The sequence below is a fragment of the Bradyrhizobium sp. CSA112 genome, assembly GCF_029051645.1.
GTDB lineage: Bacteria > Pseudomonadota > Alphaproteobacteria > Rhizobiales > Xanthobacteraceae > Bradyrhizobium.
The window spans coordinates 83,391-99,345 of the sequence record NZ_JAACFS010000015.1 but is presented as its reverse complement, the minus strand read 5'-3'; the positions used below and the strand labels follow the sequence as shown (position 1 = coordinate 99,345).

The 15,955-nt window shown below is 62.8% G+C and carries 17 protein-coding genes and 1 tRNA gene; 7 read left to right on the top strand and 11 right to left on the bottom strand.

Annotated elements, in window-relative coordinates; translation table 11 throughout:
- Positions 1–24: 24 nt before the first annotated feature.
- The 8 genes from GWE18_RS23630 to GWE18_RS23595 all read right to left on the bottom strand — a co-directional run bounded on the left by GWE18_RS23630 (position 25) and on the right by GWE18_RS23595 (position 7,675).
- A complete protein-coding gene (locus GWE18_RS23630; RefSeq protein WP_057850113.1) occupies positions 25–528 on the bottom strand; it encodes a UPF0262 family protein in 504 nt (167 codons plus the stop codon).
- Complete coding sequence (hisD, locus tag GWE18_RS23625; RefSeq protein ID WP_275188096.1) at positions 525–1,820, bottom strand: histidinol dehydrogenase; 1,296 nt, start codon at positions 1,818–1,820, stop codon at positions 525–527. Before hisD ends, GWE18_RS23630 begins: the two co-directional genes overlap by 4 nt.
- 197 nt (positions 1,821–2,017) lie before the next feature.
- On the bottom strand, positions 2,018–2,470 hold the full coding sequence (locus GWE18_RS23620; RefSeq protein WP_275188095.1) for a DUF2948 family protein: 453 nt from the start codon (positions 2,468–2,470) through the stop codon (positions 2,018–2,020).
- Positions 2,471–2,512: 42 nt separating this feature from the next.
- The gene (gene murA / locus GWE18_RS23615; RefSeq protein ID WP_275188094.1) at positions 2,513–3,802 is read right to left on the bottom strand and encodes a UDP-N-acetylglucosamine 1-carboxyvinyltransferase; all 1,290 of its coding nucleotides are present in this window, start codon (positions 3,800–3,802) and stop codon (positions 2,513–2,515) included.
- Between the two features lie 187 nt (positions 3,803–3,989).
- A complete protein-coding gene (locus GWE18_RS23610; protein ID WP_275188093.1) occupies positions 3,990–4,814 on the bottom strand; it encodes an alpha/beta hydrolase in 825 nt (274 codons plus the stop codon).
- Positions 4,815–4,951: 137 nt separating this feature from the next.
- Positions 4,952–5,452, bottom strand: a complete 501-nt coding sequence (locus GWE18_RS23605) for a hypothetical protein (RefSeq protein ID WP_275188092.1) — start codon at positions 5,450–5,452, stop codon at positions 4,952–4,954.
- A gap of 233 nt (positions 5,453–5,685) precedes the next feature.
- On the bottom strand, positions 5,686–7,395 hold the full coding sequence (locus GWE18_RS23600) for an FAD-dependent oxidoreductase (protein ID WP_275188091.1): 1,710 nt from the start codon (positions 7,393–7,395) through the stop codon (positions 5,686–5,688).
- 82 nt (positions 7,396–7,477) lie between these two features.
- Complete coding sequence (locus GWE18_RS23595) at positions 7,478–7,675, bottom strand: hypothetical protein (protein ID WP_275188090.1); 198 nt, start codon at positions 7,673–7,675, stop codon at positions 7,478–7,480.
- Between the two features lie 608 nt (positions 7,676–8,283).
- Here GWE18_RS23595 and GWE18_RS23590 point away from each other — a divergent pair.
- A tRNA-Thr gene (locus tag GWE18_RS23590) sits at positions 8,284–8,358 on the top strand.
- 79 nt (positions 8,359–8,437) lie between these two features.
- Here GWE18_RS23590 and GWE18_RS23585 read toward each other — a convergent pair.
- Positions 8,438–8,728: a hypothetical protein gene (locus tag GWE18_RS23585; protein ID WP_275188089.1), complete on the bottom strand. Its 291-nt coding sequence runs from the start codon at positions 8,726–8,728 to the stop codon at positions 8,438–8,440.
- 186 nt (positions 8,729–8,914) lie between these two features.
- On the opposite strand from GWE18_RS23585, the gene GWE18_RS23580 reads away from it, so the two are divergent.
- Both GWE18_RS23580 and GWE18_RS23575 read left to right on the top strand, forming a co-directional pair.
- Positions 8,915–9,397: a hypothetical protein gene (locus GWE18_RS23580; protein WP_275188088.1), complete on the top strand. Its 483-nt coding sequence runs from the start codon at positions 8,915–8,917 to the stop codon at positions 9,395–9,397.
- A 282-nt stretch (positions 9,398–9,679) separates the two neighbouring features.
- Positions 9,680–9,886 carry a hypothetical protein gene (locus tag GWE18_RS23575; RefSeq protein ID WP_275188087.1) on the top strand — a complete coding sequence of 69 codons (207 nt, stop codon included), beginning with the start codon at positions 9,680–9,682 and terminating at the stop codon, positions 9,884–9,886.
- A gap of 205 nt (positions 9,887–10,091) precedes the next feature.
- Here the strand turns inward: GWE18_RS23575 and GWE18_RS23570 are convergent, their stop codons facing one another.
- On the bottom strand, positions 10,092–11,132 hold the full coding sequence (locus GWE18_RS23570; RefSeq protein WP_275188086.1) for an HD domain-containing phosphohydrolase: 1,041 nt from the start codon (positions 11,130–11,132) through the stop codon (positions 10,092–10,094).
- A 329-nt stretch (positions 11,133–11,461) separates the two neighbouring features.
- On the opposite strand from GWE18_RS23570, the gene GWE18_RS23565 reads away from it, so the two are divergent.
- Both GWE18_RS23565 and GWE18_RS23560 read left to right on the top strand, forming a co-directional pair.
- The gene (locus tag GWE18_RS23565) at positions 11,462–12,406 is read left to right on the top strand and encodes a glycoside hydrolase family 16 protein (RefSeq protein ID WP_275188157.1); all 945 of its coding nucleotides are present in this window, start codon (positions 11,462–11,464) and stop codon (positions 12,404–12,406) included.
- Between the two features lie 12 nt (positions 12,407–12,418).
- Entirely contained in the window at positions 12,419–13,882 is a 1,464-nt protein-coding gene (locus GWE18_RS23560; protein ID WP_275188085.1) for a GH1 family beta-glucosidase, read from the top strand.
- Positions 13,883–13,897: 15 nt separating this feature from the next.
- On the opposite strand, the gene GWE18_RS23555 is transcribed toward GWE18_RS23560, so the two are convergent.
- The gene (locus GWE18_RS23555) at positions 13,898–14,131 is read right to left on the bottom strand and encodes a hypothetical protein (protein WP_156438240.1); all 234 of its coding nucleotides are present in this window, start codon (positions 14,129–14,131) and stop codon (positions 13,898–13,900) included.
- Between the two features lie 101 nt (positions 14,132–14,232).
- Here GWE18_RS23555 and GWE18_RS23550 point away from each other — a divergent pair, with 101 nt between their 5' ends.
- Both GWE18_RS23550 and GWE18_RS23545 read left to right on the top strand, forming a co-directional pair.
- Complete coding sequence (locus GWE18_RS23550; RefSeq protein ID WP_275188084.1) at positions 14,233–14,553, top strand: hypothetical protein; 321 nt, start codon at positions 14,233–14,235, stop codon at positions 14,551–14,553.
- A 507-nt stretch (positions 14,554–15,060) separates the two neighbouring features.
- Positions 15,061–15,786 carry an outer membrane beta-barrel protein gene (locus GWE18_RS23545; RefSeq protein ID WP_275188083.1) on the top strand — a complete coding sequence of 242 codons (726 nt, stop codon included), beginning with the start codon at positions 15,061–15,063 and terminating at the stop codon, positions 15,784–15,786.
- The last annotated feature ends 169 nt before the right edge of the window (positions 15,787–15,955 follow it).

Genomic DNA, 15,955 nt, shown 5'->3' with positions numbered 1-15,955 from the left:
AGGCTTCTCTCTGACGTTTCGGCGTCATGCGTCCTGCCCCTTCCAGTGCAGCACGCAGATCAGCGTGAACAGCCGCCGCGCGGTTTCGAAATCGATCCGCACCTTGCCCTTCAGCCGCTCCTGTAGCGTGCGCGAGCCCTCGTCATGGATGCCGCGACGGCCCATGTCGATCGCCTCGATCTTGTCGGGCGTGGCGGTGCGGATCGCCTGGTAGTAGCTGTCGCAGATCATGAAATAGTCCTTCACGATCCGCCGGAACGGCGTCAGCGACAACAGGTGAGCCACGACAGGCGCGCCGTCCTCGCGGCGGATGTCGAACATCAGCCGGTTGCCGGTAATCGCGATGTGCAGCGTGTACGGCCCCTGCACTGTGCCTTCCGGCGCGAACAGGTTCTGCTCGATCAAATCGTAGATCGCGATCGCGCGCTCATGCTCGATATCGGGCCCGGAGCGCCCGATCGATTCCTCGTCGAGCGTCACCGCGACGATGCGGTTGTGCTGGTCATCGTCTGGCGGCGGCTTGTTCATGACAGATTGAGGCGTAATCCGACGGAGCGTGAATGGGCGTCTAAACCCTCGGCTTTGCCCAAGGTCATCGCGGCAGGCCCCAGCGCGCGCAACTGGTCCGGCCCGCATTTGAGAATCGAAGTGCGCTTCATGAAGTCTAGCACGCCAAGTCCGGACGAAAACCGCGCCGAACGCGCCGTCGGCAGCACGTGGTTGGAGCCGCCGACGTAGTCGCCGATCGCCTCCGGCGTATGGGCGCCGAGGAAGATCGCACCGGCGTTGCGGACTTTCGCCGACAGGCCTTCCGCATCCGCGGTCATGATTTCCAGGTGCTCGGCGGCGATCGCATTCGCCAGCTCCACCGCCTCGTCGAGTTTTTCAACCATGATGATGGCGCCGAAATCGTTCCACGAGGCGCGCGCGATGTCGGCACGCGGCAGCGTGGCAAGCTGGGCTTCCACCGCGCGTTCGACCTCAGCGGCGAGCGCCGCGCTGTCCGTGATCAGGATCGACTGCGCGCTCGCATCATGCTCGGCCTGCGCCAGCAGATCGGCGGCGATCCAGCCCGCATTGCCAGTATCGTCGGCGATGACGAGCACTTCCGAGGGGCCGGCGATCATGTCGATGCCGACCTTGCCGAACACCTGCCGCTTGGCGGCGGCGACATAGGCGTTGCCGGGGCCGACGATCTTGGCGACCGGCGCGATCGTCGCCGTGCCGTAGGCCAGCGCCGCCACCGCCTGCGCGCCGCCGACGCGATAGATCTCGGAGACGCCGCCGAGATCGGCGGCCGACAGCACCAGCGGATTGAGCTTGCCACCCGGCGACGGCACCACCATCACCACCCGCGGCACGCCGGCGACCCTGGCCGGCACCGCATTCATCAAGACCGAGGACGGATAGGCCGCGGTGCCGCCGGGCACGTAGAGCCCGACCGCATCGACCGCGCTCCAGCGCCAGCCGAGCTCGACGCCGAGCGCATCCGTGAAGCGCTCGTCCTTCGGCAATTGCCGCTGGTGAAAGGCCTCGATCCGGTCGCGGGCGAATTTCAGGGCATCGATCGTGCCGGCGTCGCAGGCCTTTACCGCGGCGTCGATCTCGGCCGCGGTCACGCGCAAGCCGCCGGCCGTGACCTCGAGCCGGTCGAATTTCTTCGTCGCCTCGATCAGGGCAGCGTCGCCGCGGGCGGCCACGTCATCGACAATGGCCCTTGTGGCGCGCTCGACATCGGCCGAAACCTCGCGCTTGGCGGCGAGGAATTGCTGGAATCGCTGGTCGAAATCAGCGCTGCTTCTGTCCAGGCGAACGGGCATGGGGACTTTCTGGGGCTAGGATCGAAGGCCCATGCTCAATGGCGCGGCGGCCAAGGGCCGTCAACCCTTGCCGCCTCAGAAACAGAATCCGTAGGGTGGGCTAAGCGAAGCGAGCCCACCGTATGGTTCTGCTCGGGCGGTCGAAGATGGTGGGCACGCTGCGCTTTGCCCACCCTACGGCGCCTACGGCGGTAGAATCACCCCTCCGGGCCTGCCGGCGCGATGGTGAGGTCGCTGGTCCCGAGATCGTCGGTGCCGAGGTCGGTCAGCTCACATTCCAGGCACTCGACGTCCAGCCGCAGCGCCCCGCCCTGGCTGAACAGCAGAAGCGCGCTGCCGCCCGGCGCCTCGCCGGGATGGAATTCGATCCCGACCAGTTCCAGCACCGCATCTAGCTGTTCCAGATCGATGTTGCGCGATTTACAGGCCAGCACCCTGTCGAAGCGCAGCGCCGCAATGAGGCGGCGCGGTTCGGTTCCGCCTGACAGCGTCTGCTCCCAGTCGAGCCTGTTCATGCCGACCACCAGCCGCTTTTCGTCCTGCCGCCAGACGATGTCGGACGCCTGGACGCGGGCGTCCTGGACATGGGCCGACATGACGGCGAGATCGTCGGCATCGAGCGCAATCAGTTTCAGCGGGTCCGCCGGCATCCCAATAATCTTTCGCTGATCTCTCGCTAGCCTGCGATCTACTCAATCGCTGATGCGCTCGATCGATGCACCGCAGGCCGAGAGTTTTTCCTCCAGCCGCTCGAAACCGCGGTCCAGATGATAGATGCGGTTGACCATGGTTTCGCCCTCGGCGGCAAGCCCCGCGATGACAAGCGAGACCGACGCGCGCAAATCGGTCGCCATCACGGGCGCGCCGCGCAGCCTGGCGATGCCGTCAATGGTCGCGGTTTCGCCGTCCAGCGAAATCCGCGCGCCGAACCGCGCCAGTTCCTGCACATGCATGAAGCGGTTTTCGAAAATGGTCTCGGTGATCTGCGAGGAGCCGTCGGCGCAGGCCATCAGCGCCATCAATTGCGCCTGCAGGTCGGTCGGGAAACCCGGGAACGGCGCGGTCGACACCGTCACGGGGCGGATGCCGGCGCCATTGCGCGCGACCCGGATGCCGTCATTGTTGACGGTGATGACGGCGCCGGCTTGCACCAGCACGTCGAGCGCCGACTGCAGCAGCTCGGGGCGCGCGCCGGAAAGCTGCACGTCGCCGCCGGTCATCGCGACCGCCATCGCATAGGTGCCGGCTTCGATCCGGTCCGGCAGCACGGTATGCTGGGCACCGTGCAGTTTCGCGACGCCCTCGACCGTGATGCGAGGCGTGCCCGCGCCGGTGATGCGCGCGCCCATCTTGTTCAGGCAATCGGCGACATCTGCGATTTCAGGTTCGCAGGCGGCGTTGCTGATGATGGTCGTGCCCTTGGCGAGCGTTGCCGCCATCAGCGCGACATGGGTGCCGCTCACCGTCACCTTGGGAAAGTCAATCGCTGCGCCGCGCAGGCCGCCGGGCGCCTTCGCCACCACATAGCCGCCGTCGATGGTGAGTTCAGCGCCGAGCTTTTCCAGCGCCATGATCAGGAGATCGACCGGCCGCGTGCCGATGGCGCAGCCGCCCGGCAGCGAGACCTTTGCTTCGTGCATCCGCGCCAGCAGCGGCGCGATCACCCAGAAGCTGGCGCGCATCCGCGACACCAGTTCATACGGCGCCGTGGTGTCGATGATATTCGCCGCCGAGATGTGCAGGGTCTGGCCCTGGTATTGCCGGTCGCCGGGCCGCTTGCCCGCGGACATGATGTCGACGCCGTGATTGCCTAAAATACGCTGTAACTGCGCGACGTCGGCAAGCCGCGGCACGTTGTCGAGGATGAGCGTTTCCTCCGTGAGCAGGGCAGCGATCATCAGCGGCAGGGCCGCATTCTTCGCGCCTGAAATGGCAATGGTGCCGTTGAGCTTGCTGCCGCCGACGATACGAATGCGGTCCATGACGACACCCTTCTACTATGCACAAATTGCAGGAGATATGGGTGCACAGCAGAAGATATTTGCGGCGATTTGATGGGGTGGCGCAGCAACCGTCATTCCGGGGCGCGCGAAGCGCGAACCCGGAATCTCGAGGTTCCGGGTTCGATGCTAGCGCATCGCCCCGGAACGACGTTCTTACGCTCTGAGCCTACGACCTGATGAACGCCAGCAGATCGGCATTGATCGTGGCCGCTTCCGTGGTCGGCATGCCGTGCGGAAAGCCCTTGTAGGTCTTCAGCGTGCCGTTCTTCAAAAGCTTCGCCGACAGCGGCGCGGAGTCTTCGTAAGGAACGATCTGGTCGTCGTCGCCATGCATCACCAGCACCGGCACGGTGATCTTCTTGAGATCTTCGGTGAAGTCGGTCTGCGAGAAGGCGACGACGCCGTCGTAATGCGCCTTGGCCCCGCCGATCATGCCCTGACGCCACCAGTTCTGGATAATGGCTTCCGAAGGCTTGGCGCCCGGGCGGTTGTAGCCATAGAACGGGCCCGACGGCAGCGCGCGATAGAATTCCGAGCGGTTCGCGGCGAGCTGCGCCTGAAGTCCGTCGAAGACTTCCTTGGGAAGACCGCCCGGATTGGCCGGCGTCTGCACCATCAGTGGCGGCACTGCGCTCAGGATCGCCGCCTTCGCCACCCGGCTCTCGCCGTGGCGGGCGATATAATGCACCACCTCGCCGCCGCCGGTGGAATGGCCGATATGAACGGCGTCCTTCAGATCGAGATGCGCCGTCAGCGCCGCGAGGTCGTCGGCGTAATGATCCATGTCGTGGCCGTCGGCCACCTGGCTGGAGCGGCCATGGCCGCGCCGGTCATGGGCGATCACGCGGAAACCGTTGTTCAGGAAAAACAGCATCTGCGTGTCCCAGTCGTCTGATGACAGCGGCCAGCCGTGGCTGAACACGATGGGCTGACCCGAGCCCCAGTCCTTGTAGAAGATGTCGACGCCGTCTTTGGTGGTGATGGTGGGCATGGGAATTCTCCTCTTGCTACGCCGTCATTCCGGGACACGCGTCTTCGCGTGGACCCGGAATCTGGATGTGGTGAAAAGAGATTCCGGGTTCGCGCTGGCGCGCGCCCCGGAATGACGAGATTGGGTCAAGTAAGCTCTCACGCGGGGCGGAAGCGCCGCCACACGCCGATGATCATGACGACAAAAAACACCAGGACGAGGCCCTGGGCCACCGCGAAGATGGGCCCCGACGGCGGATTGCCCGGCGCCAGTGCGGTCAACGCCGGTATCTTGAGGAAGCTCTGGATCACCAGCACGAACACGTTGAGATAAAGCGAGATCAGCGCGGTCAGCACGTAGATCCAGCGCCATGGGCCGGACAGCTTCGTGACGTAGAGCGCAATGCAGGCGACCGCCAGCAGCACCAGCGACAGAATGCCGATCATGTGAGATGGCAACGTCTTTTCGAACAAGAATGGCGGAATCACAAAACCGGTGGCGCTGGTCAGGATCGTGAACACCAGGAAGATCGCGGTGAGACCCGGCTGAAGTTTCGAGCCGAGCATTCCGAACATCACGACCAGGCCCGCGACGATGGCAATCAGGCTGATGATCACATGGACCACCGTCAACGTCGACAAACTCATCCCCAGCATCATGATGCGCCCCCTTCGTTGGAAACTTTCCAAAGGCTACGACGCGGCACGAAAAATTTCCACACGCATCGCGTGCCACGCCGGCAATGCAGGCATGTGCGTGAATGAAGACACAGCAACGAAAGTAGTATGATGCGCGAAATATTTGCACACTTGTCACAAATGCCAGCAGAGACGACGCTGATGAATTGAATCTAACAGTAGCGTGGGATCGGACCGTTATACGGCGCCTTCTCCTATAGCGCCGGCTTCGCGCTATCGGCCAGAAAGCCATGCAGCGCGGCAACGACCTGCGCGCCCTCGCCGATCGCGCCGCCGACGCGCTTGACGGAGCCGGAGCGCACGTCGCCGACCGCGAACACGCCGGGCACCGAGGTTTCCAGCGGCGACGCCGACGGCCCGTCTTGCTGTTTGCATTGCGCCCCCGTCACCACGAAGCCGCCGCGGTCGACCATGACGCCGCAACCCTCGAGCCAGCCGGTGGCAGGATCGGCGCCGACGAACAGAAACAGGTTGCGGATATCGAGCGCGTATTCCTCCGGCGCCAGACGGCTGCGCCAGCGCACACGCGCCAGCGACGCGTCGTCATCGCCTTCGAGGCCAATCACTTCGGTGTTGAACATCAGTTCGATGTTCGGCGTCGCCTCGATGCGCTCGATCAGATAACGCGACATGCTGGCGCCTAGCCCGCCGCCGCGGATGATCATGTAGACCTTGCGCGCATGGCCGGACAGGAACACCGCGGCTTGTCCGGCAGAATTGCCGCCGCCGACGAGCACGACATCCTGGCCGGCGCATAGCTTCGCCTCGATCGGCGATGCCCAGTACCAGACCCCGCGTCCCTCGAACTTCGCAAGATTTTCGATCTCGGGCCGGCGATAACGCGCTCCGCTCGCCACCACGACGGATTTGGCGCGCATCATCTGTCCGCAGTCCGTCGCCAGCGCAAAGAGGCCATCGGTGCGGCTGCAATCGAGCGAGCGGATCGAGACCGGGATCATCATGTCGGCGCCGAATTTTTGCGCCTGGTTGAAGGCGCGCCCGGCAAGCGCCTGGCCCGAAATGCCGGTCGGGAAGCCGAGATAATTCTCGATCCGCGCGCTGGCGCCGGCCTGGCCACCGAACGCGCGCGCGTCGAACACGGCGACCGACAATCCTTCGGAAGCCGCATAGACCGCGGTGGCGAGGCCCGCCGGGCCGCCGCCGACCACCGCGACGTCGTAGAGCTTTTCATGGTTGTTGTCGCCGATCATGCCGATCGCGTAGGCGATCGCCGGCTCCGACGGATTGCGCAGCACCCGCCCGTCAGGAATCACGACCAGCGGCAGATCGGCGCGCGAGGTGGCATAGCGCGCGACGAGGTCGGCGGCATCCTTGTCGGTTGCGGGATCGAGCACATAATGCGGCTGGCCGTTACGCCCCAGAAAATTCTGCAGCCGCGCCATGTCGCCGAGCGAGGCCGGGCCGATCAGCACCGGACCGCCGACGCCGCCCTGGATCAGGCTGACCCGGCGCAGGATCAGTGCGCGCATGATGCGCTCGCCGAGTTCGGCTTCCGCGACCAGAAGCGCGCGCAATCGATCGGACGGAATCAAGAGCGCTTCGACATCGCCGCCATCGGCATGACCGTCGACCAGCGCAACGCGGCCCGAGAGCTGGCCGATCTCGGCCAGAAACTGTCCCGGCCCCTGATCGATGACGGGAGTGACGCGGCCGAGGCCATCGCGCTGGGTGATCGCGACATGGCCCGACAACACCACGAACATGCCGGGGCCGACCTTGCCGGTCTCGAACAGGGCTTCGCCGTCTTTATAGCTTCGCAGCTCTCCGAACCGCCGCATGCGCTCGATTTCGTGCGGCGTCAGCGTCGGGAAGGTTTGCTCGTGACGAGGAAATGCGTAAGCGTTGGCGCCGGTCGCCGGGCCGGTCGTGATGTCTGCACTCATTTTGTCGCCGCCTAAAAAAGAAACAGAACGCTGCAGAGAGCGCGCCTTGCCACCCGGCGAGCGATCGGGATGTCCCGCTGCGCTACTGGCGAGGCTTTTCTCCGCTGGCGTCATCTAGGGAGGCATCGGCCGTTTCGGAAGATGCGACATCGCTGCGTCCGCGCGCCTGCGACTTCCGCCGCTTGAGATTTTCGCGCAGCGCCAGCTTCAACCGGTCGCGCCGCGAATCCTTTACATCCGCGCCGGTCTTTCCCGCAGCCTTATCGTGATTGTCCTTCATCGCTAGTACCGTCGAACACGCCTTGATCGAAACGGCGTCAGGCGACGCCGTCGCCGGAAGATGGTGGGTTTTACCGCAATCGTGCGCCCGGCACATCGGGCGGATGGCCGAACAGCTCTTTCACCGAGGCCGGATCGAGCTGATCGATGCCCTCGAATTCCTCGGAATGCGGTGGTAGGTGCATCGCTGCACCGGACTCAAAATTGCGAAAACAACCCCATGCAAAGTAGGAATGGGCCTTACGTCATCCGAAAACGCAAGACCTGGTAGGGCCAAGACTTGGTAGGGCGTCGACTCCTGAGAGGGCAGCATGCCCGGGATTGGGCCGGGCATCACGAGAATTGGAGCGAGCTGGAGACCAGGCGGCTTACGCCACAAGTATTCGACAGGCCTGCGCGACCGCAGTCCGGCCGTTCAGGACGAGATCGGGAACCAGAGTAAGGCCCAAACTTGTGGAATTGCCTGATGTAGCGATCCTCAGCGCCGGTTTTTCACGATTTTCGGCCCTTTCCGGCCCGCCCGCGTGCTTGCGCCAGAGTGGCCCTTGTGGCAAGAACCGGCCGCCTAGTGGGCGGCCATTTGGGCCGATTCCCTTAAGTACCGGGCATGCTGCCGTAGCTCAGTGGTAGAGCACTCCATTGGTAATGGAGAGGTCGACAGTTCAATCCTGTCTGGCAGCACCATTCTTCCTATTGAAAAAACTGCGATTTACGTGACCGATTTTGCAAGTTCGGTTTTGCAAAGTTTCGAAGGAACCACCGCTTAACCACCAGTTAGGTCTCCCATCCGCGTCGGTTCATCTACCGGCTCGCCTAATCCGCCCCGAATGATCGCGAACAGTTCAGCGTCGGACAGCGCTTCCACTGGGACATCGCCGCGTTCGATAATCTGTGCGGGTTTGCCGTCCAACCGATCCCCTATCTCGCGCAGTGCCGCGAGATCGCCTTCCAATCCCTTTTCAACCAGTTTTCGGGCGAGGGCGCGCAGAACGCGATGATCATTGCCAGCACAGATTTCCATCCGCAGCGCATCAGCGAAATAAGCATGCTTCACGTCGAATTTTTTCCCTCCGGAGGGGGTGTCCGTAAAGCGCGTTCAAGGACGTTGCTGATAGACTTCGCGTGCCACTGCCCTGCCGGGCGCCGTCGCGACGCCTCCCGGCATACAACTGTTTAACCATCCGTTAACCATAGCTATTCATGATGCTGCTCGTGTGTGTTCACGACGAGCTTGAACTACATGGCGCAGCGTACTTCCAGAGCGTCAGTTGGAGGGGATGAGGACATCCTGAGCTTTCCCTCACCGCTAGCACCGGACAAGGGAGCAACAGCCCTCGATCTGGTATATCAAGCGGCCGATGTCTTCCGCGGTATGGAGAAGCACGCACGCGATACCGAAGCCCGTGCCCAGTCGCTTTGCACAAGCGCCTTAGAAAGATTGCGGCTTGCCGAAATGCGAGCGGAGGCCGCCGAGCGGGCACAACGTGAACTCATCGTCACCGCCGAACGTAAGCTGCAACATGCGTGCCGAGCGCTGGAACAAGCCCAGTCCTTTATTGAAGCTCAGGAGGATAAGTTGACGGCCGTAGAGCTTCGTGCCGAAGTTGCTGAAGCTGAAGCGCGACAAGCCAAGGAGGTGCTCGCGCTCGTTGAAGAGGCCATTCGCAAGCGTCTGCTTTGCGCAAACCCGGATGCTGATGGCAGGTTGACAGCGGTAGCCTGATCCATTGCGACTGCCATGGCTCACTGAGTGCTACCGTGGCAGGTGCGGCACGAACGAACACCCCTGCTGTGAGCTTGACGGCAGCCGCCTCCTTTAGGCCAACCATTTGAAATCGGGCGGCGCATGGGTCGAGGTTCAAGGACGGGTGTACCGCGCGCGCCAATTCAAAATGACAGAGCCGAACGATAACTAGCTATTAACCAAGTTGGATTATCTGGAGAGTTGGGCATTCGGGGCGCGTGTGCTGGCTTGCGGGCCAGCCGGTAGTGTAGGCGTGGACCCATGGCCCTTGACCCGGAAGAGTTCGTCACCCTTACAGATCACGGCTCGATGAAACTGCGCGCGGCAGTTTCGCGCGCGATGACATTGCTACCCAAGGAACGCAAACGGACAACAATCGTCCGCGAGGGTGAACCGGCGATCCTGAATTTCGAGCAGATCAAGCACCTTGCGGCGCAGTGGGACGAACGGCTCGTGCCAATCGACTAGTTTCGCCGTGCTAGGTTCAATCGGGTCGCGCCCCGGCCGAAGCGGTAGTTGATCCGCGGGGTGACCCAGGTTCAGTTCATCGACACGAAGAACGGCGAGTCGCGTGGGGTGCCATTGCACCCGCGTGCGAATGAAATTACCTGCCGCGGTCGGCGAATCAGCCGGGATCGCGATCACTCCGCGTGGATCACAGGCCCGCGCTTGTTCACGCCCCCAGCGCGACCTTGCGGAACGCCTTGACCAGCGCCGCCTCCAGCTTCCCCTCCATGCCGCAGAGGATCTGGTAGGCGTCCTGCCGGGACATCGGCGGCCTGTAGGGCCTGGACTCGACCAGCGCGGCGAAGATATCCGAGATCGTCAGCAAGCGGACCAGATCGGAAATCTGCGAGGCCGCCAGTCCATCCGGATAGCCGGAGCCATCAAGATATTCATGATGATGCCTCACGCCATCCAGGATCTCCGGACTGACGCCCGATACGCCCTTGAGCAGATCATATCCGATCACCGGATGACGCCTGATGATCTCTTCCTCCTCGGCATCGAGGCGTCCCGGCTTGTCCAGGATCGACAGCGGGATGCGCGCCTTGCCGATGTCATGGAGGGTCGCCGCCATTCCGAGCCGCGAGACGTCCCCGTCGGAGAATCCGACATCGAGGCCGAAGGCGACCGCAACACCTGTTACAAGCAGGCAGTGCTGAAACGTGCCCTCATGATAGCGACGCACCTCGTCGAGCCACGACGAAAGCCCGTCCTGCCCGACGCGGGTGATGATCTTCGACGTCGCACGCTTCGCATCGGCAAGCTTCAGCGGCCTGCCATGGCGCACATTCGAAAACATCGAGGCGAAGGCCGCCGCACCTTCGTCCATATTCACTGCCGGATCTGCAGCGTTGTCTTCCGCGGCCGCTTCCGCCGCTTCGATCTGCGCAACCTTGAGAATGGCTTCCTTGGGGCGCGAAATCACTGAGGTCGCGCCGAGCGCATGGGCCTGCGCAACCATCGAACGGGAAAGGTTGTGAACGACGAACAGCTTCTCGGGAATGCCGGCAAGCTCGTGCAAGATAAACTTGAGCTGATCGACGCGAGGCATCTGCCGCAGGTCGATGTCGACCATCAGCACGCCATGCGACCTGATCCCGGTGCCGTCGCCGCCCAGCACCCAGGGGACCACGGCATGCTGCGGTTCGAGCATGGCGCGAATCGCCGGTAACTTCGTCGGTTCGTCTGTGACAAAATAGACGAGCATCCAAGAACTTCCGTCCGCCGTACTATTTGAGCTAGCTACCCTTCAAAATTGAAGCACTGAAAAGATAATGAACTATCTTGCCGGCGATCCGGACAACGAGCTCCGCACTTGGCGCCATCGGCATCTCAAGCATAAATCAACCTCGACTTGGCTACCTTGCCGTTAAGCATCCACCTCGTATAACTACGTACCTCAAACAGGTGAACATGTCGGTCGGGCTCCGAAGGGTCGTCAGATCGAGGGTATCGTCAGTGAGTGACCTCCTGCCGTCTCGAAGCGAACCGGGAACCGCGAGATTGACGCTGTGGGCCTTGGCCTCGATCGGCTGCCTGTTTCCCGCCGTCCCGGCGTTCGCGCAGGTCGATCTCGCCGGCGCGACGGCCAAGCTCACGCTGCAGGTCGCGACCGCCATCCTCGGCGAAAAATGCCGCCGCGTCGAGGCACCGAACCCCGCATCGTTCGCATCGGTATCTCTGCACCGCACCTTCCATGATGATTTCGACGCCCATCCCCTGCTGGACCAAAGATGGGCGTCGTATTACGCCGGCGGCCCCGCCTGGCCGGAGGCGCGCTATTGGGGCGGCGAAGGCTCCGACTTCAGGCGCAAGAGCACCTATAATGGCGAGCAGCAGATCTATGTCGATCCGCGTTATGGCGGGCTGGAAACAATGCCGCTCGGCCTCGATCCGTTCAAGGTCAAGGACGGCATACTCTCGATCATAGCCAGCCGCACCCCACCGGCGCTGAAGGCCGTGCTGTTCGACAATGAATATATTTCCGGCATCCTGACGACGCAGGGCCGGTTTGCCCAGCAGTATGGATATTTCGAAATCCGCGCCAAGATACCGGTCGGCATCGGCGTGTGGCCGGCGTTCTGGATGCTCGCCGATGACGGCGGCTGGCCGCCGGAAGTCGATATCATGGAAGGCCGCGGGCAACGGCCGGGCGACATCGTGATGACGACGCATTGGCGGATACCGGAGACGCAGCGCGTGGAACGCTGCGGGTTTGACTTCAGGGTGCCGGACGCCCCGACCGCGTTTCACGACTACGGCGTGCTGTGGCAGCCCGATCGCATCACCTATTTCATCGACCGCCAGCCGGTCTCCGAGATCAAGGTCCCCGTCGGCTTCGGCGTGCCGATGTATATGATCGTCAACCTCGCCATGGGCTCGAAGACTCTCGAGGGCGTCGGATTCGTCGACGGCGAGTCGCCCGCGACCGTCGCATTCGAGATCGACAGGATATCCGCCTACCAGATCGACGAACGCTGACCGGAGACAATGATGTTCGGAAAATTCTCGCGCCGGCATTTTGCGAAGCTTGCTGGCTTGTCCGCGCTCGGAATGGCGGCGCAACCCTCTGACGCCGCGGCGCAGCCGGCAGCAGAGCGGCCCGCGGCGGCGAGTTTTCCGAAAGACTTCGTGTGGGGCACCGCCACCTCGGCCTATCAGATCGAGGGCGCGGTGAGCGAAGACGGCCGCGGCCGCTCGATCTGGGATACATTCTCACACACGCCCGGCAAGATCGAAGACGGCACCACCGGCGATTTCGCCAACGATCACTACCACCGCTACAAGGAAGACATCGGCCTGATCAGGGAGTTGGGCGCAAGGGCCTACCGGTTTTCGATCGCGTGGCCGCGGGTGTTTCCGGAAGGAACGGGTAAGCCGAACCCTAGGGGCCTCGACTTCTATGACCGCCTCATCGACGAACTGCTCAAGCAGGGCATCGTGCCGTATGCGACGCTCTATCACTGGGATCTGCCGCAGGCGCTCGAGGATCGGGTCGGCGGTTGGCGATCCAGCGAAACGTCGAAAGCATTCGGGGATTATGCCGGCCACGTGGCGGCGCGTATCACTGATCGCGTCAGGTCGATCTTCACGATCAATGAAGCCGGAAGGTTCGTGAATTTCGGTTATGGATGGGGCATCGACGCCCCCGGCCTGAAGCTGCCGGATGCGGAAGTAAATCAGGTCCGCCACCATGTGGCGCTGGCGCATGGTCTTGCGGTGCAGGCAATCCGCGCGCATGGGCGCGCAGGCACCAGGGTGGGTCCGGCCGAAAACATTGCGGCCTGCGTGCCGGCGTTCGACACGCCGGAAAATGTTCGCGCCGCCGAGATCGCGACGCGCGAACTGAACTCGGGCCTGCTCGGCGTCATCCTGGAGGGCAAATACACCGACGGCTTCCTGCAGTTCGCCGGCAAGAATGCGCCGAAATTCACCGCCGACGAACTGAAGATCATTTCGCAGCCGAACGATTTCGTCGGCCTCAATATCTACGCGCCGCAATTCTATATCGCCGCTTCCGACAAGCCGCCGGGCTGGAGCGTGCTGCCGTTCCCCGCCTCGTTCCCACACATGAATTCGGAATGGCTGCGGGTGGGGCCCGAGACGATCTACTGGGCGCCGCGGCTGGCAGCAAAAGTCTGGAACATAAAGACGATCTACATCAGCGAGAACGGCACTTCGTCGGAAGACAAGCTTCGCGCCGACGGCCAGGTCTACGACCTCGATCGCATCATGTACCTGCGCAATTATCTCAGGCAGTTGCAGCGCGCGACGTCAGAGGGCGTGCCTATCAGCGGCTATTTCCTCTGGAGCCTGATGGACAATTTCGAATGGATCTACGGCTACGGGAAGCGCTTCGGGCTGTATCATGTCGACTTCGAGACGCAGCGCCGGACGCCGAAACTCAGTGTCGCCTTTTATCGCGATGTGGTGGCGCGGAATGCGATCGGCGTCTGACGCCGGCAGCTGGCCTCAATACCTCGCGGCCTGCCGGATTGACGCCGGGACCTCGGTGATGGGCCGCTGCTGGCCGTCGATTGCCACAGTCGCGGCGGGTTCATGCGCCAGCTTGCGCGAAGATTCGTGACTGACGAATACGCCTGCAGCCGTGAGCATTAGCACGACATAAAGGGCGAACATGCCGCCGACCCATTTCCAATAAATCCGGCGGGCGTCAGGAGTAAGGCTTTCAAGTAATCGACGCATGGTTACCTCCTCATCAGGAAACCTAATGCGCTGCGTATACGCCCCAAGCCAGGCCCGGTGTGTGACGTACTTCACAGATGCCAATTTGACATGGAGAACCCGTGACCGGAGCGGAATTGAAGAAACTTCGCGAGCATCTCGGTGAGGCCATTGGCCAGCCGCTGTCGGTGACCGACATGGCCAAACTCTGCGGGCTGCCGCCCGCTGATGGCGCCGACACCATCCGCAGATGGGAGGTCACCGGCCCGACCGGACCCGTGGCGGAGCTGTTGCGCATCCTGGCGATGGCCAGCGACCACTATCCGATCCTCGAAATGTTCAACGTGTTCGACCGCCACGACGTCCCGGTGAAAGACCGCCCCGCCCGCCGGCAAGCCTTCCGCGAACAGATGCGCAGCGACGTGCGTCGCCGCATTGGTTAGCCGTCGGCGTTCCCCGGACGCTGCGCAGCCGCGCGTGTGGTTCACGCGGTTTCACCCTCCCCTGGAGGGGGAGGGTCGACGCGCGTGTAACGCGCGGCGGGGCGGGGTGACGGTCTCTCCACATCCAGCAGTGCCCGAGTTGAGAGATCACCCCACCCCGTCTCGCATTCGCTACGCTCATGTGAGCCGACCCTCCCCCTCCAGGGGAGGGTAAGAACCACAGGGCTACGCGTGCGCCGCGGGGACACGAGATTCGAGACGGGCGGCGAGCGGGTAGATGGTTAAGCAAAGCTTGCCTGGAGGCTTTGCGGGACTTCGAAAATTAAGCCTTTCCTAACCTTTGATTAGGCCTTCATTAAGTACAAAAAACGTTTGTCTGCCAATAGGTTGGGTTCGCCCCCGCTGTCGCCTCCAAGTGACAGCATTTTAGATAAATGCCGTCTATGTGCGTGGCCACGGATGGCGCCCGCACGGGGTGTCGCCGAACGGTTTTCGGAGACCAATACAATGAAGAAGATCCTCGCAGCCCTCGTGGCCTTCGCAGCCCTCACCGCCGCCGCGCCCGCCCTTGGCGCCGATCTCGGTGCGCGCCCTTACTACAAACAGCCGCCCGTCTATGCGGCGCCGCTCTACAACTGGACCGGCTTCTATCTCGGCGGCCATCTCGGCGGTGCCTTCAGCGGCAGCCACGACTTCAACGGCGCGGTGCTCAGCGATTCCCGCGCCCGGCTGCTCGGCGGCGTTCAGGCCGGTCTCGATTGGCAATTCGCGCAGAACTGGGTGCTCGGCACCGAGGGCCAGTATTCCTGGCTCGGCAAGAACAACCTCTCCGCCAGCTTCCCCGGCGGCTACGTCTACACCAACGATCAGCGCGGCCTCGGCTCGGTCACGGCCCGCATCGGCTACACCTGGGGTCCGGGCCTGCTCTATGTCAAAGGCGGTTACGCCTATTCCGACAACCGCGAGAGACTGACCCTGGCCGGCGCTCCGATCCCCTTCCTGCTCGATGGCAACCACAGCCACGGCTACACCGTCGGCGCCGGCGTCGAATACATGCTCGCCCCGAACTGGTCGGTCAAAGGCGAGTACATGTATTACGACTTCGGCAGCAGCCGCTTTGTGAGCCCTGCCGCGTTGGTACCGTTCGGAAGCTTCCACAATGACGACCACACGCTGAAGGCCGGCATCAACTATCGCTTCAACTTTGCCAGCCCGGTGGTGGCGCGCTACTGAGCGCTTTCAACTCCGAATTACAGAAGGCCGGCTTTCACACGCCGGCCTTTTTTATTTTTTGGTTTTCGGTCCGCGTTTTCCGGTTCACGGAAAAAAATCCGCTGCAACAAACCTGTGCAGCCAAAAATTATGGCGAAAAAAGTCTCGTTTTTCCAAACTTGTTAACCGG

Coding starts and splice junctions, on each gene's coding strand:
- murA (WP_275188094.1), bottom strand. CDS start 3,802: ATGGACCGCATTCGTATCGTCGGCGGCAGCAAGCTCAACGGCACCATT.
- GWE18_RS23630 (WP_057850113.1), bottom strand. CDS start 528: ATGAACAAGCCGCCGCCAGACGATGACCAGCACAACCGCATCGTCGCG.
- hisD (WP_275188096.1), bottom strand. CDS start 1,820: ATGCCCGTTCGCCTGGACAGAAGCAGCGCTGATTTCGACCAGCGATTC.
- GWE18_RS23580 (WP_275188088.1), top strand. CDS start 8,915: ATGGCGCAGCGTACTTCCAGAGCGTCAGTTGGAGGGGATGAGGACATC.
- GWE18_RS23605 (WP_275188092.1), bottom strand. CDS start 5,452: ATGATGCTGGGGATGAGTTTGTCGACGTTGACGGTGGTCCATGTGATC.
- GWE18_RS23620 (WP_275188095.1), bottom strand. CDS start 2,470: ATGCCGGCGGACCCGCTGAAACTGATTGCGCTCGATGCCGACGATCTC.
- GWE18_RS23575 (WP_275188087.1), top strand. CDS start 9,680: ATGGCCCTTGACCCGGAAGAGTTCGTCACCCTTACAGATCACGGCTCG.
- GWE18_RS23570 (WP_275188086.1), bottom strand. CDS start 11,132: ATGCTCGTCTATTTTGTCACAGACGAACCGACGAAGTTACCGGCGATT.
- GWE18_RS23595 (WP_275188090.1), bottom strand. CDS start 7,675: ATGAAGGACAATCACGATAAGGCTGCGGGAAAGACCGGCGCGGATGTA.
- GWE18_RS23555 (WP_156438240.1), bottom strand. CDS start 14,131: ATGCGTCGATTACTTGAAAGCCTTACTCCTGACGCCCGCCGGATTTAT.
- GWE18_RS23545 (WP_275188083.1), top strand. CDS start 15,061: ATGAAGAAGATCCTCGCAGCCCTCGTGGCCTTCGCAGCCCTCACCGCC.
- GWE18_RS23610 (WP_275188093.1), bottom strand. CDS start 4,814: ATGCCCACCATCACCACCAAAGACGGCGTCGACATCTTCTACAAGGAC.
- GWE18_RS23600 (WP_275188091.1), bottom strand. CDS start 7,395: ATGAGTGCAGACATCACGACCGGCCCGGCGACCGGCGCCAACGCTTAC.
- GWE18_RS23560 (WP_275188085.1), top strand. CDS start 12,419: ATGTTCGGAAAATTCTCGCGCCGGCATTTTGCGAAGCTTGCTGGCTTG.